Origin of the sequence: Chryseobacterium defluvii (assembly GCF_003634775.1) — a bacterium.
Classification (GTDB): domain Bacteria; phylum Bacteroidota; class Bacteroidia; order Flavobacteriales; family Weeksellaceae; genus Chryseobacterium; species Chryseobacterium defluvii.
Map to the genome: position 1 here is coordinate 467419 of NZ_RBXB01000002.1, position 22385 is coordinate 489803.

18 protein-coding genes are annotated in these 22385 nt (G+C 37.3%); 14 read left to right on the plus strand and 4 right to left on the minus strand.

The window, feature by feature from the left end:
* Nucleotides 1-25: 25 nt before the first annotated feature.
* Both BCF58_RS08925 and BCF58_RS08930 read right to left on the minus strand, forming a co-directional pair.
* The gene (locus BCF58_RS08925) at nucleotides 26-970 is read right to left on the minus strand and encodes a DUF4349 domain-containing protein (RefSeq protein WP_121461452.1); all 945 of its coding nucleotides are present in this window, start codon (nucleotides 968-970) and stop codon (nucleotides 26-28) included.
* 225 nt (nucleotides 971-1195) lie between these two features.
* Nucleotides 1196-2791, minus strand: a complete 1596-nt coding sequence (locus BCF58_RS08930; RefSeq protein WP_121461453.1) for a peptide chain release factor 3 — start codon at nucleotides 2789-2791, stop codon at nucleotides 1196-1198.
* A 144-nt stretch (nucleotides 2792-2935) separates the two neighbouring features.
* Between BCF58_RS08930 and BCF58_RS08935 the strand changes: the two genes are divergently transcribed.
* The 9 genes from BCF58_RS08935 (at nucleotide 2936) to BCF58_RS08975 (ending at nucleotide 16207) form a co-directional block, all read left to right on the plus strand.
* Nucleotides 2936-3547 carry an AAA family ATPase gene (locus tag BCF58_RS08935; RefSeq protein WP_121461454.1) on the plus strand — a complete coding sequence of 204 codons (612 nt, stop codon included), beginning with the start codon at nucleotides 2936-2938 and terminating at the stop codon, nucleotides 3545-3547.
* A 35-nt stretch (nucleotides 3548-3582) separates the two neighbouring features.
* The gene (locus tag BCF58_RS08940) at nucleotides 3583-4413 is read left to right on the plus strand and encodes a CPBP family intramembrane glutamic endopeptidase (protein WP_121461455.1); all 831 of its coding nucleotides are present in this window, start codon (nucleotides 3583-3585) and stop codon (nucleotides 4411-4413) included.
* Between the two features lie 86 nt (nucleotides 4414-4499).
* Complete coding sequence (gene rdgB, locus BCF58_RS08945; RefSeq protein ID WP_121462016.1) at nucleotides 4500-5087, plus strand: RdgB/HAM1 family non-canonical purine NTP pyrophosphatase; 588 nt, start codon at nucleotides 4500-4502, stop codon at nucleotides 5085-5087.
* Nucleotides 5088-5138: 51 nt separating this feature from the next.
* Nucleotides 5139-6053 (plus strand): ribonuclease Z, encoded by a 915-nt coding sequence (locus tag BCF58_RS08950; RefSeq protein ID WP_121461456.1) that lies wholly within the window; start codon nucleotides 5139-5141, stop codon nucleotides 6051-6053.
* 10 nt (nucleotides 6054-6063) lie between these two features.
* A complete protein-coding gene (locus BCF58_RS08955; protein ID WP_121462017.1) occupies nucleotides 6064-6828 on the plus strand; it encodes a TIGR02757 family protein in 765 nt (254 codons plus the stop codon).
* A gap of 8 nt (nucleotides 6829-6836) precedes the next feature.
* Nucleotides 6837-7391: a DUF1003 domain-containing protein gene (locus BCF58_RS08960; RefSeq protein WP_121462018.1), complete on the plus strand. Its 555-nt coding sequence runs from the start codon at nucleotides 6837-6839 to the stop codon at nucleotides 7389-7391.
* 236 nt (nucleotides 7392-7627) lie between these two features.
* Nucleotides 7628-9973, plus strand: coding sequence for a choice-of-anchor L domain-containing protein (locus BCF58_RS08965; protein WP_121461457.1), 2346 nt, complete (start codon nucleotides 7628-7630; stop codon nucleotides 9971-9973).
* Nucleotides 9974-10145: 172 nt separating this feature from the next.
* Nucleotides 10146-13730 (plus strand): choice-of-anchor L domain-containing protein, encoded by a 3585-nt coding sequence (locus tag BCF58_RS08970; protein ID WP_121461458.1) that lies wholly within the window; start codon nucleotides 10146-10148, stop codon nucleotides 13728-13730.
* Between the two features lie 113 nt (nucleotides 13731-13843).
* Nucleotides 13844-16207 (plus strand): choice-of-anchor L domain-containing protein, encoded by a 2364-nt coding sequence (locus BCF58_RS08975; RefSeq protein WP_121461459.1) that lies wholly within the window; start codon nucleotides 13844-13846, stop codon nucleotides 16205-16207.
* Nucleotides 16208-16263: 56 nt separating this feature from the next.
* On the opposite strand, the gene rsmA is transcribed toward BCF58_RS08975, so the two are convergent.
* Entirely contained in the window at nucleotides 16264-17034 is a 771-nt protein-coding gene (gene rsmA / locus BCF58_RS08980) for a 16S rRNA (adenine(1518)-N(6)/adenine(1519)-N(6))-dimethyltransferase RsmA (protein ID WP_121461460.1), read from the minus strand.
* 91 nt (nucleotides 17035-17125) lie between these two features.
* Here rsmA and BCF58_RS08985 point away from each other — a divergent pair, with 91 nt between their 5' ends.
* The 5 genes from BCF58_RS08985 (at nucleotide 17126) to rluF (ending at nucleotide 20784) form a co-directional block, all read left to right on the plus strand.
* Entirely contained in the window at nucleotides 17126-18025 is a 900-nt protein-coding gene (locus BCF58_RS08985) for a cell division protein FtsX (protein ID WP_121461461.1), read from the plus strand.
* Between the two features lie 2 nt (nucleotides 18026-18027).
* A complete protein-coding gene (locus tag BCF58_RS08990; protein WP_121461462.1) occupies nucleotides 18028-18324 on the plus strand; it encodes a DUF3098 domain-containing protein in 297 nt (98 codons plus the stop codon).
* Between the two features lie 172 nt (nucleotides 18325-18496).
* Complete coding sequence (locus BCF58_RS08995; protein ID WP_121461463.1) at nucleotides 18497-19315, plus strand: undecaprenyl-diphosphate phosphatase; 819 nt, start codon at nucleotides 18497-18499, stop codon at nucleotides 19313-19315.
* Between the two features lie 34 nt (nucleotides 19316-19349).
* Complete coding sequence (gene truB / locus BCF58_RS09000) at nucleotides 19350-20081, plus strand: tRNA pseudouridine(55) synthase TruB (RefSeq protein WP_121461464.1); 732 nt, start codon at nucleotides 19350-19352, stop codon at nucleotides 20079-20081.
* Nucleotides 20059-20784, plus strand: a complete 726-nt coding sequence (gene rluF, locus BCF58_RS09005; protein WP_121461465.1) for a 23S rRNA pseudouridine(2604) synthase RluF — start codon at nucleotides 20059-20061, stop codon at nucleotides 20782-20784. Before truB ends, rluF begins: the two co-directional genes overlap by 23 nt.
* 83 nt (nucleotides 20785-20867) lie before the next feature.
* Here rluF and BCF58_RS09010 read toward each other — a convergent pair whose 3' ends face one another.
* Nucleotides 20868-22121 (minus strand): helix-hairpin-helix domain-containing protein, encoded by a 1254-nt coding sequence (locus tag BCF58_RS09010; protein ID WP_228434769.1) that lies wholly within the window; start codon nucleotides 22119-22121, stop codon nucleotides 20868-20870.
* Nucleotides 22122-22385 lie beyond the last annotated feature (264 nt).

The window sequence follows — 22385 nt, forward strand, 5'->3', positions numbered from 1 at the left end:
ATCTTCTGAAAGGCTTTTTATTTTGTTATTTTGACTCGTTTGAACGGTCAGGAGAATCTTGTGCTTTTTTCTTTTTGTATAGATAATATCCTATTCCTGCCATGAGAAATAAAGGCCAGAAAGGAAGTAAAAACAGAAAAATTGAAGTGATGACATTCCAGCCGGAAGAAATCGCTGCGAAAGATTTTTCACTAAAAGTTTCAGGCTCTTTGTTCTCAGCATAGCTTTCGGAAGTCCCGTAAAGGGTAATATCAAGGTCACACATGGTATTTTCTGCAAAATCCTGTCCGGAAACCTCAATGCCTTTATTCTCGATCTGGCCCATATTACCAATGTCATCCATTAAATATTCAAACTTTTGAATCGGAACCTTTACTTTCAGATAGGCTATTTTCTTTTCATTGGTATGTAAAGAAATATTCTCGCTTTTAATATATCCGTCATATTTACGAACTTCCTCTTTTACGATCTCTTTAGCTGTTTCTGCATCGTTTACGGATAATTCCAAAGTTCCTGTTTTGATCATCCTGTTTTTAGGCATATTAAGCTCATAGCTGTCATTTTTAGGCTTATCCTTATAAACGACTTTGGTTTCCTTAATTACTTTCGGAGCCGGTACATTCACCACAATTTTTTCAGTTTTTTTATCTGTGGTGTCTTTTTTCTTTTCAGGTTTGGATTCCAGTTTTACAGAAGCTATTTTATCAGACAGGGAATCGATGCTCTTGGTTGTGGATTCAATCTTTTCTTTAATATCTTCTTTAGTTTCCTCATATTCTTTAATTTTTACATTGGCGGAATCTAAAATTTTGTCGGCAGAGTTTTGGACGGAATTCACGGTTTCAGTGGCAACCGTGGCGACACTGTCTGCGGATTTGATCGCATCTTCAATCTGAGATTGGCTTACTTCTCCTTTTTTACACATGATAAAGGTGCTCGATACAGCGACCAGTAGTATGAACTTTTTCATAACATTAATTTTTTGATGGAGTAAAATTAGGGGCGGTTTTTTTGTAATGTTTGTAAATAGAATGTATTGCTTTAGTAAAATTATAAATACAATCCAATCAGTATTTTGTATTCATTTTACAAAAGATTTACAAAAGATTTTCTGAGAATTCATCATCTTTCAACAACGTGAATAAAAAAATCCGTGAAAAGTTTCACGGATTTTATGTATACTTTCAGTTATGGATTAACTGTTTTGAAATTCACTGATAAAATGCAGTTTCACATTCGGGAATTTTTCCTGCGTCATATGAATGGTAAATGAGGAGTCCGCTAAAAATACCAGCTGATTGAATTTATCTCTGGCTAAAAATCTTTGTTTCAGCCTTGCAAACTCTTTGAACTCTTCTGATTTTTCATCCGCTTCCACCCAACATGCTTTATGCATGGAAAGAGGCTCATAAGTACATTTAGCGCCATATTCATGCTCCAGACGATACTGGATAACCTCATACTGAAGTGCACCTACCGTTCCAATGATTTTCCTTCCATTCATTTCAAGGGTAAAGAGCTGGGCCACTCCTTCATCCATAAGCTGATCGATACCTTTTGCCAATTGTTTTGCCTTTAAAGGGTCACTATTATTGATATAACGGAAATGTTCAGGCGAGAAGCTCGGAACTCCTTTAAAGCTTAGCTTTTCACCACCGGTTAAAGTATCTCCGATTCTGAAGCTTCCCGTATCGTGAAGTCCCACAATATCTCCCGGGAAACTTTCATCTACAACCTCTTTTTTATCAGCAAAGAATGCATTGGGAGAAGAGAATTTCATTTTTTTGCCTTCTCTTACCAGGAGATAGTTTTCATTCCTTTTGAAAGTTCCGGATACGATTTTTACAAAAGCCAGACGGTCTCTGTGTTTCGGATCCATATTCGCGTGGATCTTGAAAACAAAGCCTGTAAACTGATTTTCTTCCGGCCTTACAATACGAAGATCGCTTTCTTTTGCTTGTGGCATCGGAGCTATTTCAATAAATGCATCCAGCAATTCACGTACCCCGAAATTATTCAATGCGGATCCGAAGAAAACAGGTTGTAAATCTCCTTTCATATACTCTTCACGGTTGAATTCCGGGTAAACGGACTGGATCAGATCAAGCTCTTCTCTCAACGTTTCGGCAGCCTTTTTGCCAATAGCTTCGTCAATAGAAGGGTCATTTATATCATCAAATGTAATGGATTCTCCTACTTTCTGCTTCTTCTCTTCCAGAAATAACTGAATATTATTTTCCCAGATATTATAAATTCCCTGGAAATCACTCCCCATTCCGATAGGAAGAGACAATGGAACAACACGCAATCCTAATTTTTGCTCTACTTCATCCAGCAGGTCAAATGCATCTTTACCTTCACGGTCCAGCTTATTGATGAAAACCAGCATGGGAATATTTCTCATCCGGCATACCTGTACCAGCTTTTCAGTCTGTTCCTCAACCCCTTTGGCTACATCAATGACAACAATTACAGAGTCAACAGCTGTTAATGTCCTGTAGGTATCTTCGGCGAAATCTTTGTGCCCCGGAGTATCGAGAATGTTGATTTTGTGATCTTTATATTCAAAAGCCAATACGGAAGTCGCCACCGAGATTCCTCTCTGTCTTTCGATTTCCATAAAGTCAGAGGTCGCTCCTTTTTTTATTTTATTGGACTTTACCGCCCCTGCTTCCTGAATGGCACCCCCGAAAAGTAGCAGCTTTTCTGTAAGAGTGGTTTTACCGGCATCGGGGTGAGAAATAATCCCGAAGGTCTTTCTTTTCTGTATTTCTTTGATTAAGTCTGACATAGTGTATTTTGAAGTTGCAAAAATCGTGATTTTTTATTGAAAAAAGAAAACTTTCCGGAAATATGAATTTCATCATCGTGATAAATCCTGATTTTGTTTGACAAAATATTTTTAACGGCTATATTTGTTTAAAATTTCTTTTAAATGAAGACTAAAAGATTAATTCTTGTTACTTCACCACCTGCTTCAGGAAAAACATATATTTCAAAGAAAATTTCAGAAAAGCTTAAGCATATAGTTTATCTTGATAAAGATACGTTGATCCCACTCAGTAAGCAGATATTTGTGGTTGCCGGGGAAGAATACAACCGGAGTTCAGATTTTTTTGAAAAATATATTCGTGATTATGAATATACAACCATTGTAGATCTGGCTTTGGAAGCTTTACAATATGATGATAAAGTGCTGATTAATGCACCTTTTACAAGAGAAATTCGCTCACCTGAATACATGAATAACCTTAAAGCGAAATTAAAAGACTATCATGCCAAGCTTACGGTAATCTGGGTCATTACAAAACCGGAAGTTATTCATCAGCGTATGGTTGAACGTAATTCTGACCGCGATACATGGAAACTGGAAAATTGGGATGAATATATAAAAGATGTAGATTTTTCCATTCCTTCGACTATTGATGATCAGAATGATGAGCTGGATTTCCTGAAATTTTATAACTCTTCCGATGAAGAATATGATGAGTCTATGACAAGAATTGTTTCTTTATTAGAAAATGATGGACTTAGTTCCAGTTTATAAGTAATTAATTTATATTTGACAAAGCTTAAAAATTAATGGAAAAAAGTATATATCCAAAATTTACTTTCACTTGGGTCGGAGGACTTGTCTTATTGGGCGGCTTTCTCGTGGGAACAATAATTGTTTCATTTTTTAACGTCTTTTGGATGCTTGTTTTTAAGGAAAACCTGCAATATAAAGAATGGTTCCTGATGATATCCAATGCCGTGATTTTCTTACTGGTCATTGCTGCTTTTGATTTTCTTATTGTAAGGCCTACCACCCGAAAGAAGCTGAATTTTAATTTTTCTCCTACTAATTTTTACACCTATTTGTTAATTTTCCCTTTGATGTTGGGAATGATGTTTATCGCAGAATTTATCACCGCCCAGATCCCAACAACAGGACCTTTCTTTGGAGAATTTTATGAATTTTTCTCTGATCTGATGAGTAAATTAACGGATGATAAAGCGGTAATGATTCTCATGGCGGTTATTATGGCTCCTATTTTTGAAGAAATTATTTTCAGAGGAATTATACAAAAAGGTCTGATCAATAAGGGTGTAGAGCCTTGGAAAGCGATATTATTGGCATCCATTATTTTCGGAGTGGTTCACGCCAATCCGTGGCAATTTGTTGGGGCGGTTTTATTAGGCTGTGTTCTGGGATTGGTGTATTATAAGACAAAGTCTTTGCTATTGCCCATGCTGTTGCATGGTTTTAATAACTTATGCTCATCACTGCTCATTATTTATACCAAAAATGAAAGTTTTGCAGATGCTTTGAAAGTTTCCGAATGGGTAGTATTAGCAGTTGGAATCGTACTTTTTTCTCTCTTCTACTACCTGTTTACGAAAAAATATAAAGTACATTATTCTGAAATTTAAAATGCAAAATGCCATAAGAGTCACAAGAGCTTTACAGGCAGAATAAAAAAATATTAAGTGTTCTTTATTGAACTATATAAATGAAAATGGATATGGAATTATTAGTTGCCACGCACAATGTGCATAAAAAAGAAGAAATCCAACAGATTTTAGGAAATGATTTTACCGTTAAAAGCCTGACGGATCATAATATTTACGAAGAAATCATAGAAGATGGAGATTCTTTTAATGCTAATGCCTTAATTAAGGCTAAATATTGTTTTGAAAAAACAGGAATCCCAAGTTTGGGTGATGATAGTGGGTTGGTGGTAGAAGCTTTGGATGGGAGGCCGGGAATTTTTTCCGCGCGTTATGCCGGAGATCATGATTTCGCTAAGAATATCGAAAAAGTATTAAGCGAGCTGAAAGATGAAGAAAACCGCAAAGCCTATTTTATTACGGTTTTATGTTATTATGATGAAAATGGAGCAAAGTATTTCGAAGGAAGGGTGTACGGAAATTTATTGACGGAGAATAAAGGATTCAAAGGGTTCGGATATGATCCTGTTTTTGTTCCTGAAGGATATGACAGAACTTTTGCGGAAATGGATCCGGAAGACAAAAATAAGATCAGTCATCGAAAAAAAGCCCTGGATTTATTTTTAAGCGGTCTTAAAGTAGCCGATCAACAATAAATTCGGGTTTTAGGTTTTTCTGTTGTACATTTGTTATCCTAAACTATTGATTTGAGTACTTATTTAACGATACTAGGTTTTAATTCAGCGATACCGACGATCAATTCATCTCCTACATCCCAGTTGTTGGAAATGGAGGAAAGGCATTTCCTGATCGATTGTGGAGAAGGAACACAGGTCCAGCTGAGAAAAGCAAAAGCAAGGTTTTCTAAAATCAATCATATATTTATCTCCCATCTTCATGGGGATCACTGTTTCGGTCTTCCGGGGCTTATTGCTTCTTTTAGGTTGTTGGGGAGAGAAAATCCTTTACATGTTTATGGCCCTAAAGGAATCAGAAATATGCTGGAAACCATTTTCACCATTACGGAAACTCATCGTGGCTTTGAAGTGGTTTATCATGAACTGGACAAAAACTATTCGGAAAAAATCTATGAAGATAACAGGGTAGAAGTGTATACCATTCCTCTTGATCACAGGATTTACTGTAACGGATATCTTTTTAAGGAAAAACCGAAAGACAGGCATCTGAATATGAAGGAGATTGCAAAATACAATGAAATCGAAGTTTGTGATTATCATAATATTAAAGCCGGAAAAGATTTTGTGCTAAGTGACGGATATGTACTCAAAAACGAAGTGCTTACTGTGGCGCCTGCTCCATCGGTTTCCTATGCTTTTTGCAGTGATACGAGATATCTTGAAAGTGTGATCCCGATCATTAAGAATGTGACTGTGTTATATCACGAATCCACATTCCTGCATGATCTGAAGGAAATGGCAGATTATACAGGACATTCAACCGCTTTGGAAGCTGCAAAGATTGCACAGAAAGCTGAAGTGGGAAAATTAATTTTAGGGCATTTCTCCAACCGTTATGCGGATCTTACCGTGTTTACGGATGAAGCCAGAAATGTTTTCCCGAATACATTTCTTCCGAAAGCATTGGAATGTGTGAAAATTTAAGGAAAGTATGCTGAGCTCCGAAGAATTGAAAAACTTTTTGAACGAAAAGGCAGATCAATACAATCATTCAGATTTTATTGAAAATGATCCGGTGCAGATTCCGCATCGCTTTTCCTTACAACAGGATATAGAAATTGCCGGATTTTTATCGGCCACAATTTCCTGGGGAAACAGAAAATCAATTATAAAATCGGCAGAGAAAATGTTGGATATAATGGGTAACTCGCCGTATGATTTTGTAATGAATCATTCTGGTAAAGAGTTAACCTCAATTCAGGATAAAAGTATTCACCGGACATTTAATGGTGAGGATTTTGCTTATTTTATCAGGCAATTCAATAGAATATATACTAATCATGGAAGCCTGGAGGATTTATTTAAGCTTGAAAAACCTGAAATAAATTTTTACCATGCTATAGAAAGATTCAGGGAACAGTTTTTAGAGACGGAAAAACACCGGAGCCATAAGCATGTAAGCTCACCTTACAAAAATTCTTCAGCCAAAAGAATTATCATGTTCCTGCGCTGGATGATCCGGAAAGATCAGCGTGGGGTGGATTTTGGAATATGGAATATTGATCAGAAATATCTATCCATTCCGTTGGATGTGCATACCGGAAATATGTCAAGGAAGCTCGGATTGATATCAAGGACTCAGAATGACTGGAAAACGGTTGAAGAATTAGACAGGGCAATAAGAAAATTTGATGATAAAGATCCGGCAAAATATGATTTTGCTTTGTTTGGATTAGGGGTAACCAAAGAACTTCTATAAAATTGAAAATGATGAAAACAGATAATGAAAAAACAGAAACTTTAGAGAAAATTGCTAATGGAATAACCTGGTGGATCGGGTCTATTCCTTCTCTAATTGCCCATACCTTATTTTTTATCATCTCGTTTCTGCTTCCTTTACTGGGAATAGTTGAATTTGATAAAATGCTTCTGATCCTTACAACGGTAGTTTCACTGGAAGCTATTTATCTGGCCATTTTTATTCAGATGTCTGTAAACAGGAGTCATGAAAAAATTGAAGATATCCAGGAAGACATCGAAGAAATCAGCGAAGATATTGAAGATATCCAGGAAGATATTGAAGAAATCAGTGAGGATATCGAAGAGATCAGCGAAGATATTGAAGAAATTAATGAAGATATTGAGGATATCCAGGAAGATATTGAAGAGATCAACGAGGAAGAGGAAGATGAAAACCACAATGAAAGGGCTAAAAATGTGATGCTGAAAAGCAATGTGAATTCAAACAAAAACGAAATCAAAACTTTAAAAGATAAAATACAGGAGCTTCAGGATAAAATAGATGAGCTGAAAAAAGATTAGTTTTAATCTTGAAATTCAGGGGTTTGTATTTTTTTTAATTATTTAATATTGGGGAAATATTCTGGATAAACAAATTATTTTAAATAATTTATTGGGTAAATGAAGTGATTGTTTTACTTAATTTATTATAAATTCTAAAAATCACGATGTTTTATCTTATTTTGTTCTATTGTCTCATTTTAAAAAATGTAACATCATATGTTTATTTTTGCTATTTTTGGATAAACAATCGTAAAATGTTAAATTATAGGTTAGAAAAATACTTTTTATTTTTAGTATTACTATTAGTTTCAACGTCTGCGTTTTCTCAAACTAAACCAAGAAAACCGCAAAGAGAAAAGATGGGTTCAGAAAGCATGAAGGCTGGTGTATTTATAGATGTAAATGCCGCTTCTTATGCACCTTCTGCTTATACTCCCACCCAGCTTGTAAGAGATGTGCTGATCACAGGGGGAAGTACTTGTACAGTACCTAATGTTTCCAATGTTACGGTGACGCCAAACCAGCCTGTTACAGATGCTAACAGAGTTTGGGGATATTTCCATAGGGGAACCACCAATTTCCCTTTTAAAGATGGGATTATTCTGGTAACAGGTGCCGCTAATAAAGCAGGAAATGCTTTTGAAACCAATACATTGAGTGACAGCCCTGGTACAGGAAGTGATGCGGATCTGGTTGCTGCCATTAATCCACTAGCAGGACTTCATGATGCCGTTGCTTTGGAATTTGATTTTGTACCTAACAGTAATCAGGTTAAATTTAATTATTTATTCGCTTCAGAAGAATATACTTCCAGCTTCCCATGCGGAAACTTCTCCGATGGTTTTGCATTATTGTTGAAAAAAGTAGGTGACCCTACTTATACCAATATGGCTATTTTACCAGGTGGGGCAGGGCCTGTAAGTGTTACGAACATTGTTCCTTCCAATTATACTTGTGGACCAATTAATGCACAATATTTTGCAGGTCAGAATACCACAAATATCGAAACCAATTTTAATGGAAGAACCATTCCTTTAACAGCGGTTGCGGATGTAATTCCGGGACAAACTTACCATTTCAAAATGGTTTTGGCGGACGCATCAGACTCAAGTTATAACTCTGCTGTTTTCATTGAAGGAGGATCTTTCGATATAGGAATTAAGATTGTAGATGAAAATGGGGTTCAGTTGCCAGACACCATCAATATGTGTGATAATACACCTAAAATATTGAAGGCTCAGGTGGGAACAGTTGCTGGGATGACTTTCCAATGGTATAAAGACGGAGTATTAATTCCGGGAGCAACAAATGCTATTTATACCGCAACACAACCCGGAGTCTATGAAGTAAAAGTAATGGTTCCGGGAAATCAATGTCCGGGTACCGCTAAAATTACCATTATCGGAGGAACTACGCCTGCCGCACAAAATGCGTCATTAAAGCTCTGTACGACTCCAACGGTGTCCAACTTTAATCTGAATGATGCAATTCCTTCTATTACAACAACACAGGGAGCAGTGATTAAGTTTTACGTAAATCAGGCTGATGCTACCGCTCAGAATAATAACTTTATTACCAACCCGACAAGTTATAATGGTACTGACGGACAGGTGCTTTATGTGGTAGTTTCCAATGGAGCATTCTGTAGCAAAATTGTTACTTTAACTTTAATAAAAGAAGCTACCCCTGTTGCTCAGGTTGCTGCTTCCAGAATGAAAATTTGTCTTGGAGAATCCGTGATTTTAACTGCTTCCGGTGGAGTAACTTATCAATGGAATAATACTACAACTTCAGGAGCAACCCAAACTTTGAGCCCTACTCAGACTACTACTTACACCGTATATGCTATCGGAGCAAAAGGATGTAAATCTTTACAGCCTGCAACCATAACAGTAGAAGTGGTTCCGGCCATTACCTCTGGATTGAAAGGCGGAATGATCTGTATCGGAGATAAAATTACTTTAGATGCCGGAGCAGGACCGAATTATACCTATTTATGGAATACAGGAGCAACAACTCAGACTATTATAGTAGATGAAGAAGGACCTTATACGGTTACCATCAGTAACGGTGTGTGTAGCAAAGACTTTACAACTCAGGTAATCCAGGCTATTGTCCCTGAAATTACAAACGTCGACTATAATGAAAATGGTACTCTTACTATTACGGCAGTAAGTAACGGACCAATGGAATATTCTGTAGATAATGGATTAACATGGCAGTCATCCAATGTATTCTCCAATATTCCTAAAAATAAGATAATCCCTATCAGGGTAAGGGTAAAAACGACAACTTGTGTGGGTGTTTTAGATTATTTCACTTTTGTTGTGAAAAACGTAATTACACCTAATGGAGATAATGTTAATGATATCATTGACTTCAGACCAGTGATCAATTATAAAGATTTTAACGGAGTGATATTTGACCGTTACGGAAAAGCTGTTTATAAGGCTGAAAAAGTGAGACCATACTGGGACGGATACTTCCAGGGAAAACGTCTTCCTACTGCATCTTATTGGTATCAGATTCATTATGAAGATCCTGCCAATAAAACAACAGCAGTAAAAACAGGCTGGATATTATTGAAAAATATTGAATAATATACATTATAATACATATTTAAAAAAGGTTAACAATTTGTTAGCCTTTTTTATGTTTTATAAAATAGAATTGATATTTGAAAGCGGATAAGTTTAAACGGCTAATAATACAATTTGCCTTGAAGTGAATTTCAATCAAAAAAAATAGTATTTTTGTTTAAAATAATATAAAATGTTAAATAGTAGGACAAGAAGTTTATTTTTGGCTTTGTTTTTAGTTCTTATCAGTAACTTTACTTTTTCCCAAGGTAGAGGTAAAACGGTAAGTACACAAAAAGCGACGGCTCAGACTATGAAAGCGGGAGCTTTTATAGATGTTAATACTCCTGGTTATCCTGAATCAAGCTATGGCATCACCCAATTAATAAAAGATGTTTTAATCAACGGCGGGTCCACATGTTCTACTGCCAATGTGAGTAATGTTGTAGTGTCTCCTAATCTGTCACCCAGTGACCAGAACCGTACCTGGGGATATTTCAATAAAGGGACAACCAATTTCCCGTTTGCAAAAGGTATCATACTTACTACCGGGCATGCAAGAAAAGCGGGTAATACTTTTCAGTCTCCTCAATTGGGAGATGTTTTCGGACATATAGGAGATCCTGATTTAGCGGCGGCTTTAGGTGTTAATAATAACTCATTGAATGACGCAACTTATATAGAATTCGACTTTGTACCTACTTCTACGGAAGTTAAGTTCAGATATTTATTTGCTTCGGAAGAATATGAAGGAAACTTTCCTTGTACTATTACGGACGGGTTCGCACTCTTATTAAAAAAAGTAGGGGACCCTACTTATACGAACCTTGCAGTCCTTCCTGGAGGAGCGGGACCTGTAAGTGTAACGAATATCGTTCCTGCAACGTATGCTTGCGGACCTAAAAATGCAGCTTATTTCGGTGGTCAAAACACTACTAATATAGAAACCAATTTCAGTGGCCGGACCATACCACTAACAGCTCAGGCCACGGTAATTCCGGGACAGACGTATCATTTTAAAATGGTTTTGGCGGATTATGATGACTCCAACTATGATTCCGGGGTTTTCCTTGAAGCCGGATCTTTTGATATTGGAGTCCAGATATTAAATTCTGCAGGTGTAGCCCTTCCACCTTCTATCAATGTTTGTGACAATACACCACAAACTTTTACAGCTTCAGCACAAATTCCGAATGCAACCTATCAGTGGTTGCTTAACAATAATCCTATTCCGGGAGCAAATTCAATAAGCTATACCGCTACGCAACCGGGATTATATACCGTTCAGGTTTTCATTCCGGGAAACACGTGCCCTGGAACAGCAAGCATTACTATTGTAGGAGGAACTTCCCCTACAGTTCAAGACACTACACTAACCACTTGTTATGTTGCAGGAAACGTTACATTTAATTTAACCTCAGCGCAACCTTCAATCAGTACTACTCCGGGAGCTACATTTGCCTATTATGTCAGTCAGGCAGATGCCAATGCCGGAAATACGAATACTATTGCTACTCCTACGGCTTATTCAAGTCCTGGAGGACAAACAATATATGTTCTCGTTAAAAACGGATTCTGTTCCAAAGTAGCCCAGCTCCATCTGGTAAAAGCACCTCAGATGACGGCTACCATTGCAGCACCAACTCCTTTGACCTGTACTAATTCTCAGATAACATTAAATGCTTCTGCTTCCGTATATCCTGCAGGATCTACTTTTAGCTGGACTACTACAGGAGGAAATATTGTTTCAGGGGGAAATACTTTAAACCCTGTGGTGAATGCGGCAGGAACTTATACCTTAACAATTTCTAATACTTACCAACCAGGAAATGTCAATTGTACCGCTACTTCAACAGTAACAGTTGTCGGGGACAGCGCACCACCTACTACAGGACTTACAGCTACTAAAGTACTTATTTGTGCGGGAGAAACCGTAACGTTAACGGCAACCGGTGGGGCAACTTATAACTGGGCATCATTACCAGGTTCAGGAAATACGCAAACAGTTACACCTACAACTACAACTACTTATACTGTAACAGCGGTGGGGGCAAATGGTTGTGTTTCTCAAAATCCGGCTACCATTACCATAGAGGTTTCTCAGCCTATTACTGTGCAAAATGCTTCATTGCTTAAATGCTATGAACCTGGAAATATTATCTACGACTTAACTTCAGCTCAATCGCAAATTACAACAGCAACGGGAGTTACATTTGCTTATTATGTAAGTCAGGCTGATGCCAACGCGGGAAATACCAATACCATTGCAACTCCAACAACTTATTCAAGTCCTGGAGGACAAACAGTGTATGTACTGGTGAAAAACGGGGGCTGTAGTTATGTGGTTTCTTTACAGCTACTGAAAACTGCTGAAACTACTTTAACAATAGCAACTCCACAAACGATAACATGTACAACCACTCAGATAACATTGAATGCCTCTGCTTCGGTAATTCCTGCAGGATCCACCATAGCATGGACGACTACGGGAGGAAATATTGTTTCAGGAGCCAATACTTTAACTCCGGTTGTAAATGCTGGAGGAACCTATACTTTAACCGTTCAGAATACTACCCAGCCTGCAAATTTAACTTGTACTTATACGGCAAGTGTAACAGTGACCGAGGATAAAGTTCTCCCGGTTGCTGCACTTACCTCATCACAACCGCAAATATGTGTGGGGGAATCGGTAACATTAACGGCTACGGGTGGAGCGACCTATAACTGGACAGGCTTACCGGGTACGGGAAGTACTCAGGTTGTATCACCAACAGTAACAACAACATATACAGTGTATGCAGTAGGTGCTAACGGATGTGTTTCTGCAAATCCTGCTACCGTAACAGTTATAGTAGGCCCGCCAACAGTAACTGTGGCTGCGTCAAAATCTAAAATATGTGCCGGTGAATCGGTAACGCTAACGGCCTCGGGAGGTATTACTTATAACTGGGTCGGATTAACAGGGAATGGTAATACTCAGGTGGTTACCCCTACTACAACCACTACTTATTCAGTGTATGCATTGGGTGGAAACGGATGTAGTTCTGTAAATCCTGCTACGATCACCATTGAAGTGGTTCCTGCTATTACTTCCACCTTACAGGATGTATATGTATGTGTAGGAGATTCAGGTACTTTAGATGCAGGTGCCGGACCTGGTTATACCTATTTATGGAGTACAGGAGCAACCACTCAAACAATTACCACCAATGTTGTAGGGACCTATACGGTGACGATCAGCAATGGGGTTTGTTCTAAAACGTTCTCTGCCCAGTTGTTGAATCCTGATCTTCCGAAGTTTACCAATGTAGTTTATGATAATCATGTTCTGACTCTTACGGCTTCAAATCCTACCGGTGGAGTTTTGGAATATTCTATTGATGGTGGAGTAACATGGCAGACATCAAATATTTTCTATAATGTGTTGGATAATACCAATTATAATATGATGGTAAGGGTAAAAGATGCAAAATGCAGCACTTCTCTAAGCTATTACACATTTGTGATCAGCAATGCCATCACACCAAATCAGGATGGTATCAATGATGGAATTGATTTCTCGGGAATAAGCGGTTATAATAATTTTGCGGCTTCTATTTTCGATAGATATGGAGCAGAATTATTCAAAGCTTCAAAATCCGAGACCGTTTGGAGAGGAACGCTTAAGGGAATGAATATACCAACGGCGACCTATTGGTACAGGGTACAATGGGAAAATCCGGCCAGTAAGAAGCTTGAGCTTCGATCAGGATGGATATTACTGAAAAACAGAAATTAGAATAAAAAAGGCGTCTCAATAAGACGCCTTTTTTATTTTTTTAGTCATAAAAAAAGTTAAATATTGGTGCGATATATTCAAAAAAAAATTAAATTTGTTAAAACGAAAATATTATGAATAGAAATCTACTGTTTTTTTTCTTTTTATTAATTACACCATCCTTTCTATTTTCTCAGAATCTACCTAGGAAACCTCAGAAAGAACAAGCTTCGGCATTATCAATGAAAGCAGGAGCTTTTATTGATATTAATGCAGCGAGTTATGCTGAAAGTAGTTTTACCATCACACAATTAGTGAAAGATGTTCTGATCTCTTCGGGAACAAATTCCTGTATAACTCCAAATGTTTCTAATGTCGTGGTAAGTCCTAACCTTCCGGTAGGGAATGCCAACAGGTCTTGGGGATATTTCCATAAAGGAACTACCAATTTCCCTTTTAAAGATGGGATTGTATTATCTACGGGATATGCAGTGAAAGGAGGGAACTCGTTAAATGCCGGGACATTAGGGGATGATTTACCAACGGGAAGTGATCCGGATTTAGTGGCGGCTACCAACCCTACGGGAACCCTGAATGATGCTGTAATTTTAGAGTTTGATTTTGTACCGACTTCCAGCCAGGTGAAATTTAATTATTTGTTTGCTTCTGAAGAATATACGGGAAGCTTTCCTTGTAGCTTCTCAGATGCTTTTGCATTATTGCTAAAACCTGTTGCGGGCGGTCCTTATGTTAATATGGCTGTACTGCCTAGTGGTGCAGGACCTGTGAGTGTGACCAACATTCACCCTGCTACTCAGTTCAGTGGTGCGCCGCTAAGCTGTGGAGCAGCAAATCCAACATTTTTTGGAGGATATAATACAACTAATATTGAAACGAACTTTAATGGAAGAACAATTCCGCTTACTGCAACAGCAACTGTAGTTCCGGGACAGGCTTATCACTTCAAAATGGTGTTGGCTGATGCCCTTGACAGTTCTTATGATTCTGCGGTATTCTTAGAAGGTGGTTCTTTCAACATTGGTGTGGAGCTTCTTGATAATAACGGAGCGACATTACCGGCAGAAATTAATGTTTGTGATAATGTTCCTCAAGTATTGACAGCTTCTGTGAGTGACCCTATTATGACATTCCAGTGGTTCTTTAATGGAGCTCCAATACCTGGAGCCACTACCAATACTATTACGGCTGTTCAGCCAGGAACGTATACTATTGAAGTAAGTGTCCCTGGAAATCCTTGTCCGGGAACTGCATCTATTCAGATTCATGGAGGTACAACGCCATTAGCTCAAGATGCGACCTTGCTGCTCTGTACCACGCCGGATATAACGACCTTTGATTTGACTAATGCTATGTCATCCATAAGCCCAACACCAGGCTCTGTATTTTATTTTTATGAAGTTCAGGCTGATGCACAGGCTCAGAATGGTAACTATATTCAGAATATCCTGAACTATAACGGAACAGACGGACAAATTTTATATGTAGTTGTCTCCAATGGCGGTTTCTGTAGTAAGCTTGTCGAATTGAAGCTATTAAAAGAAGCTACTCCTGTGGCTCACCTTACTTCTTCAAGAATAAAAGTTTGTCCGGGAGAAACGGTGAACTTTGTAGCATCAGGAGGAAATACTTATTTATGGAATAATTTCCCGGGTACAGGTAATGCTCAAACGGCAACACTTTATCAGACAACAACATTTACGGTATATGCTCTTGGACCAAAAGGATGTAAATCTTTACAACCAGCTACTGTAACAGTAGAAGTTACCCCTGAAATTACATCTCCATTAAAAGATGAGGAAATGTGTATTGGAGACAGAATTACTCTTGATGCAGGAGCTGGACCCAACTATAAATATCTATGGAGCACAGGTGCCACTACACAGACTATTAATGTAGATCAAATAGGCGTTTATACGGTGACTATCGACAACGGATATTGTACAAAAACTTTCACATCGAAAGTAATGGCTGCTGCTCAACCTTATATCACCAATCTGCAGTATGGAAATAATACATTAACGATCACTGCTCAAAATACTTCAATCAATAATATCTACGGAACTCTGGAGTATTCTATTGATAACGGTATTTCATGGCAGGAATCGAATGTATTTACTAATCTGTTGAATAATACAACTTACCACATTCAGGTTAGAATAAAAGGTACCCACTGTACCGGAGAGATTGAATTCTATACTTTACATATCAACAACCTGATTACTCCTAACCAGGATGGTGTGAATGATGTCCTAGATCTTACTGCTTTTGGAGACTTCCAGAACTTCAGCGGATCTATCTACGACAGATATGGGGTGGAAATGTTCAGATTCTCAAAAGAAACTCCGATCTGGGATGGTTCAGTAGGAGGCAAGAGACTTCCGACAGCTACTTACTGGTACAAGTTCAATTTTGAGTATCCGAAATCAAAAACTCAGATGAACTGGTCCGGATGGATTATGCTGAAAAACAGAGAATAACGTAATAAAAGATGATGCAATAAAAAAGCCTTTCATATCGAAAGGCTTTTTTATTTTTATTGATTTGCTTTCCAGAGAGCAGCAAACCCGATAAAGTCTGTTACACTTAGCTCCTCTGCTCTTTTATCCAAAAACTCATGGGTTTTTAAAGCTTCAGGAATAGTCAGGACCTTTAATGCATTGGACAGTTTCTTTCTCCTCTGATTAAACCCGGCCTTTACAATTTGTTTAAATAGAATTTCATTTCCCGCAAGGCCTTCTTTCGGATTTCTTGTCAGCCTGATAACTCCGGATTTTACTTTCGGAGGAGGGTTAAATACGTTCTCATGAACAGTGAAAAGATATGAAGTATCATAATAAGCCTGCACAAGAACAGAAAGAATTCCATAGTCCTTCGTTCTTGGAACCGCCGCAGTTCTTTCAGCTACCTCTTTCTGAAACATGCCTACCATTTCAGGAATCAGTTCATAATGATCAATAATCTGAAATAAAATTTGTGAAGAAATATTATAAGGGAAATTTCCTATAATGGCAATTTGCTCATCATTCACAAATGAAAAATCCTGCTTCAGAAAATCACCTACAAAGGTTTTTTCGGTAATGATAGAATAGTTGTTCTTAAGGTATTCTATCGACTCTTTGTCTATTTCCGCGAGGTAAATATGTTGATCTTTTTCTAAAAGATATTTAGTAAGAACACCCATTCCGGGACCCACTTCCATAACATTTTTATAGTTGTTGAAGCTTAAACCTTCTACAATTTTTCTAGCGATGTTCTCATCGGTCAAAAAGTGTTGACCGAGATGCTTTTTTGCTTTTACACTCAATGTTTTTTATGATTTTGTTAACAATGATTTTCCAATATTGGTCCCAAATTTCGGAAGATTTTTTCTATTTTAGCCAAAAATTTTAATATTAATGGCTAAATCTGTAGATGAATTTAATAAGAAAAGGCTTCGGTCCAGCAATATTACTGTAGTAATAAGTATTGCCTTAGTGTTATTTTTGTTGGGATTAATGGGATTGATTTTAATAAATGCTCAGAAATATTCCGACTATATCAAAGAACAACTGGTTGTGAACGCCTACTTTGATGAAAACTATGAAGCTAAAGATTCTTTGAAAATTGCTAAACTTGAAGAGGAAACTTTCAAAAAAATACAGACTTTGGCGCCCGTAAAAAAGGCTACTTATATTTCAAGAGAAATGGCATCTCAGGAAGCTAAAAAGAGTATGGGGATTGATGCGGATGCGCTTTTTGAAGAAAATATATTTCCTTCATCCATAGAAGTGGCTTTAAAACCTGAATACGTAGACCCGGCTAAAATTGATGAGGCCATCAAAATAATCAAATCCGTACCAGGAATTGTGGATGTTAAAAACGACAGTACCTTAATGGTGGAGGTTTATAACAACCTAACCAAGATCCTGAGATGGATCCTGGGATTTTCTATTTTATTCCTGATTCTGGCAGTGGTTCTAATTAATAATTCAATACGTCTGAAGATCTTCTCAAAAAGATTTATCATCAAGACTATGCAGCTGGTAGGAGCAAAAAGAAGATTTATTTTAAAACCTTTTATCATTGAAGCGGTTGTTCTGGGTGCCATTGGTGCTGTAATAGGACTTCTTGCCTTATTCGGGGTCTGGTATTATTTTACCAATCAGATTGGTTCTGCTTTTGTACAGAATAATCAACAATACTTCTGGTTGATCTTGCTGGTACTTGGTGTTGGTATATTGATTACGGTTTTAAGTACCATTGTGGCAACCTGGAGATTCTTAAGAACAAACGTTGACGATTTATATTACTCTTAATAATGAGCAAAAAAACAAATAAATTTTCCGCTGCAGATTTTGGCACGGATGCTGAAGCCCCACAGGAACATCCTTTTTATTTCGGACAGCAGAATTTCAAATGGATGCTTATCGGTTTGGCATTTATTGTGGTGGGATTTCTTTTGATGATGGGTGCTGATGCAAATACCGTTGATGGAAAATTGGACCCTGATCAATGGAATGATGAAATCTTCTCTGTTCGCAGAATCAGGATTGCCCCGCTATTCATTGTTATTGGCTTTGCCATAGAGGTGTATGCGATTTTAAAAAGAAAATAATAAATTTTTTGATTTAAGGATTAAAAGATTAAAGAATTAAAAGATCAGGCTACTGAACATTCATTTGGAAGCGTATTTAATAAATTAATTTATCTTTCATAATTAATGTTTTGACCCTATTGAAAATCTTTTAATTCTTTAATTTTTTAATCTTTCAATTTTTTGAAAGAATATGGATTTAATAAAAGCAATTATTATTGCCATTGTAGAAGGACTTACTGAATATTTGCCCATCTCTTCCACGGCACACATGGGGTTTACTGCAAATTTGCTGGGACTGCAGGATGATGAATTTCTAAAAATGTTTCAGGTTTCCATTCAATTTGGTGCCATCCTTTCTGTGGTGGTGGCTTATTGGAAAAAATTCTTTGATTTAAACAATATCAAATTTTACTATAAGCTGGGTTTTGCCGTTATACCGGCTTTGGTTTTAGGATATATCTTTGATGATAAAATAGAAGCGGTTCTTGGGAATCAGATCGCTATTTCCTCAGTGTTGGTATTAGGTGGAATTGTTTTATTGTTTGCGGATCGTTGGTTTAAAAATCCAAGGATTGATGATGAAAAGGGAATTACTGTAAGAAATGCTATTACCATAGGCTTTTGGCAGTGTCTGGCAATGATGCCCGGAACCAGCCGGAGTGCAGCTTCCATTATCGGAGGTATGGCACAAGGACTAACCAGGAAGGCTGCTGCTGAATTTTCTTTCTTTTTAGCCGTTCCGACAATGCTGGCGGTTACCGTGTACTCGGTATTTCTCAAAACATGGGGTAAAGAAACCGGAAATCCGCAAAAAGGATATGAAATGATCCTGTCTTCACAAGATCATATCACCATTTTCATTGTAGGGAATATAGTAGCTTTTATTGTGGCTTTGATCGCCATTAAGGCATTTATAGGAATGCTCAACAAATATGGCTTCAAACCTTGGGGATGGTACCGTATTTTTGTTGGGATTGCTTTGTTGATCTATTTCTATTACTTTACATAATGATCAATTACTTATTACCGATTATTCATAATTGATGACAACCGAAGAATTACAGTCAGGACAGATATTTTTATTGGACAAACCGTTGGATTGGACTTCTTTTCAGGCGGTCAATAAAATGAAGTATAAGCTTAAAAGGGAATTCAAGCTTCCTAAAAAGTTTAAAATAGGACATGCAGGAACACTTGACCCGAGGGCAACAGGACTTCTGATTGTATGCTGTGGAAAATTCACCAAAAAGATTCCTGAAATCCAGGATGCTCCCAAAGAATATTGGACGGAGATTAAAATAGGGGTACAAACTGAAAGCTACGACACGGAAAAGCCTGAAATCCTTCACCAGGATATTTCTCATATTTCAGAAGATTTTATCAAAGAGGCTTTAACGAAATTTGTAGGAGAAATTGAACAAAAGCCCCCTGTGTTTTCTGCGATAAAAATTGATGGTGAAAGAGCTTATAATTTAGCCAGGGCAGGAGAGGAAGTAGAAATGAAATCCAGAAAAACAACAATTTTTTATATTGAAGATATTAAAATAGACCTTCCTCATATAAGTTTTATGGTTGGGTGCTCAAAAGGAACTTATATTCGTAGCCTGGCTCATGATATAGGACAGGCACTTGGAGTAGGTGCTTATCTTACACAGCTGAGGAGAACCAAGATTGGGGAATACCGGATTGAGGATGCTACCAGCCAGTTTCTGGATAATGATTTTAGATTTGAAAGCATTAAAAATGAAGATCATGCAGGAGAAAACACGTATTAATAAGTACCTCTCGGAAGTAGGATACTGTTCCAGAAGAGCAGCGGATAAATTACTGGAAGAAGGGAGAATAAAGGTAAATGGAAAAGTTCCTGAGTTGGGTACCAAAATTTCCGATGAAGACCTGGTGGAAGTAGATGGAAAACCTATTCGTGAACCCCAGGAAAAGCCTGTATACATTGCTTTTAATAAACCTGTAGGGATTGTTTGCACAACGGATATCAAGCGAGAGAAAAACAATATTGTAGATTATATTAACCACCCGAAAAGGATTTTCCCCATCGGAAGACTGGATAAACCCAGTGAGGGGCTGATCTTACTGACCAGTGACGGTGATATCGTCAACAAAATCCTGCGGGCCAGGAACAACCACGAAAAAGAATATCTGGTAAGGGTTGATAAACCGATTACCCCAAGATTTCTGGAAAAAATGCGAAACGGAGTTCCTATTTTGGATACAGTAACCAGAAAATGTGAAGTGGAGAAAATAGATGAAATGAACTTCCGTATCGTTCTTACCCAGGGGCTTAACCGGCAAATCCGGAGAATGTGTGAATATTTAGGATATGATGTTAAGAAACTGAAAAGAATCCGTATCATGAATATCAAATTAGACCTTCCCATAGGGAAATGGAGGGATCTCACACAAGATGAGCTTTCAGCACTGAATACACTTCTGGAAGACTCCAGTAAAACTGCGGAATAGTTATAAGTTATGAGTTATGAATTATGAATTTAAAATGTAACTTATAACTCATGACTCATGACTCATAACTCATAACTCATAACTCATTTCAGATAAAGTTTCATTCTCGTTTCATATTCCGGCTTCAGTTTCAGCAGTTTCCATATCTTCTTCTCATCCGGGGTACTGATCCGGTAAAAAATGATCTTATTTGCAGAATATTTGAAATAAGGGTGATTTTTTAACCATTCTTCGGGAGCGTCCAGTAAAGTATATTTTTGTACTTCTGTAGCATTTAACGGACAAATAGAGATTAATTTTTCAACCTGTTCTTTATCAATGTTATAAGTTTCCAGGATCTGCTGCTTATTGACAAAACCACCCAACTTTCTCCTGAATCCGATCATAGAACCGGCACTTTTCTCGTCCAGTCCAAACTCTAAAAGTTGTTTAAAAGTAATGGCATTCAGGTCTGTTTTTGAAAAATCTGTTTTCTCCTGTTTTACAGCAAATGCAGTTGGATCTATTTTGATGTAAGGTTCCAGTTCTTCAAACTTTTCAGCAGAAATAACGAAACATTTCTTAAGATCTTCCGGGCTTTTAAAGTTTCCTTTTAAATTTTTATCACGGTAATTAACAATCACTTTAGCCTGGTTTTGTGTAAAGCCAAGAGATTGCCATCCTGCAATGTCAAGAATATTGGGATCAAAAGACTTGTATTGTATATTAGTTTTTACGGTATAAGGATTGGATGGACCGGAGTTCCCGGAAATTTTGTCCGGCAAGATCAGATAAGGTTCCAGTTGCCTGTAATGTTCTTCACTGATGATAAAACATTCCTTCAATTTTTCTTTACTGCCGAAGCTTCCGCCCAAGTATTTTTTATATTTAAGTATAGCTTCTGCCTGTTTTTCAGAGAAACCCATTTGGATCCAACGATCAGCAGAAATATGATCCGGATTAAATTTTCCGGAAAGGATCAATGATTGTTTTTGATTTTTATAGACTCTGGCTTCCTGAGTGGTTTCAGGAAGCATAAGGTAAGGGTTGAGCTCTTCAAATTTTTCCGCTTTAATGGCATAACATTTTTTTAATTGTGCCTTGGAAATAAATTTCCCGCCGATTAACTCCTTATAATGAAGAATCGTAGCCGCCTGCTTTTCTGAAAATCCCAGGCTCTGCCATTGTTGAGCATCCAGTTCATTGGGGTCAAAATCAGATAAGGGGGGTGCATTTTCAGAAATAAACTGAACCCCGGAAAAGTTTTCTTTCTTACCTGTATATTTTTGAAATCCAAATAAGATAATGAGCAGCATTCCCAGCAATGCTACCTTTTGGTAATAATCTTTTTTCATCATATAGTAAACTTAGCTATAAAAAGATAGCGGGGCAACAAGTGACTGGGTATTAGTGTATTTTGAATTAATAATTGTAAGAATTTGTTTTAAAAATGAAAATAAATCCTGTTTATTTAGAAATTTTTTAATGAAATGAGTATTCTGCCAATGCATTATTGAGAACTCTAGTAAACAGTTAAGAAGTGACAGTTTCCTATTTTGGTTCTGTATAATGATTTAAATTGTTCTGTAATAGCTTTAGTTTTTCTTCCAGATTAAAATAAG

What these genes read in the sequence shown, in the direction of transcription:
- BCF58_RS08925 (WP_121461452.1), bottom strand. Translation starts at nt 970, where the DNA reads ATGAAAAAGTTCATACTACTGGTCGCTGTATCGAGCACCTTTATCATG.
- BCF58_RS08930 (WP_121461453.1), bottom strand. Translation starts at nt 2,791, where the DNA reads ATGTCAGACTTAATCAAAGAAATACAGAAAAGAAAGACCTTCGGGATT.
- BCF58_RS08935 (WP_121461454.1), top strand. Translation starts at nt 2,936, where the DNA reads ATGAAGACTAAAAGATTAATTCTTGTTACTTCACCACCTGCTTCAGGA.
- BCF58_RS08940 (WP_121461455.1), top strand. Translation starts at nt 3,583, where the DNA reads ATGGAAAAAAGTATATATCCAAAATTTACTTTCACTTGGGTCGGAGGA.
- rdgB (WP_121462016.1), top strand. Translation starts at nt 4,500, where the DNA reads ATGGATATGGAATTATTAGTTGCCACGCACAATGTGCATAAAAAAGAA.
- BCF58_RS08960 (WP_121462018.1), top strand. Translation starts at nt 6,837, where the DNA reads ATGATGAAAACAGATAATGAAAAAACAGAAACTTTAGAGAAAATTGCT.
- BCF58_RS08965 (WP_121461457.1), top strand. Translation starts at nt 7,628, where the DNA reads ATGTTAAATTATAGGTTAGAAAAATACTTTTTATTTTTAGTATTACTA.
- BCF58_RS08970 (WP_121461458.1), top strand. Translation starts at nt 10,146, where the DNA reads ATGTTAAATAGTAGGACAAGAAGTTTATTTTTGGCTTTGTTTTTAGTT.
- BCF58_RS08975 (WP_121461459.1), top strand. Translation starts at nt 13,844, where the DNA reads ATGAATAGAAATCTACTGTTTTTTTTCTTTTTATTAATTACACCATCC.
- BCF58_RS08985 (WP_121461461.1), top strand. Translation starts at nt 17,126, where the DNA reads ATGGCTAAATCTGTAGATGAATTTAATAAGAAAAGGCTTCGGTCCAGC.
- BCF58_RS08990 (WP_121461462.1), top strand. Translation starts at nt 18,028, where the DNA reads ATGAGCAAAAAAACAAATAAATTTTCCGCTGCAGATTTTGGCACGGAT.
- BCF58_RS08995 (WP_121461463.1), top strand. Translation starts at nt 18,497, where the DNA reads ATGGATTTAATAAAAGCAATTATTATTGCCATTGTAGAAGGACTTACT.
- truB (WP_121461464.1), top strand. Translation starts at nt 19,350, where the DNA reads ATGACAACCGAAGAATTACAGTCAGGACAGATATTTTTATTGGACAAA.
- rluF (WP_121461465.1), top strand. Translation starts at nt 20,059, where the DNA reads ATGCAGGAGAAAACACGTATTAATAAGTACCTCTCGGAAGTAGGATAC.
- BCF58_RS09010 (WP_228434769.1), bottom strand. Translation starts at nt 22,121, where the DNA reads ATGATGAAAAAAGATTATTACCAAAAGGTAGCATTGCTGGGAATGCTG.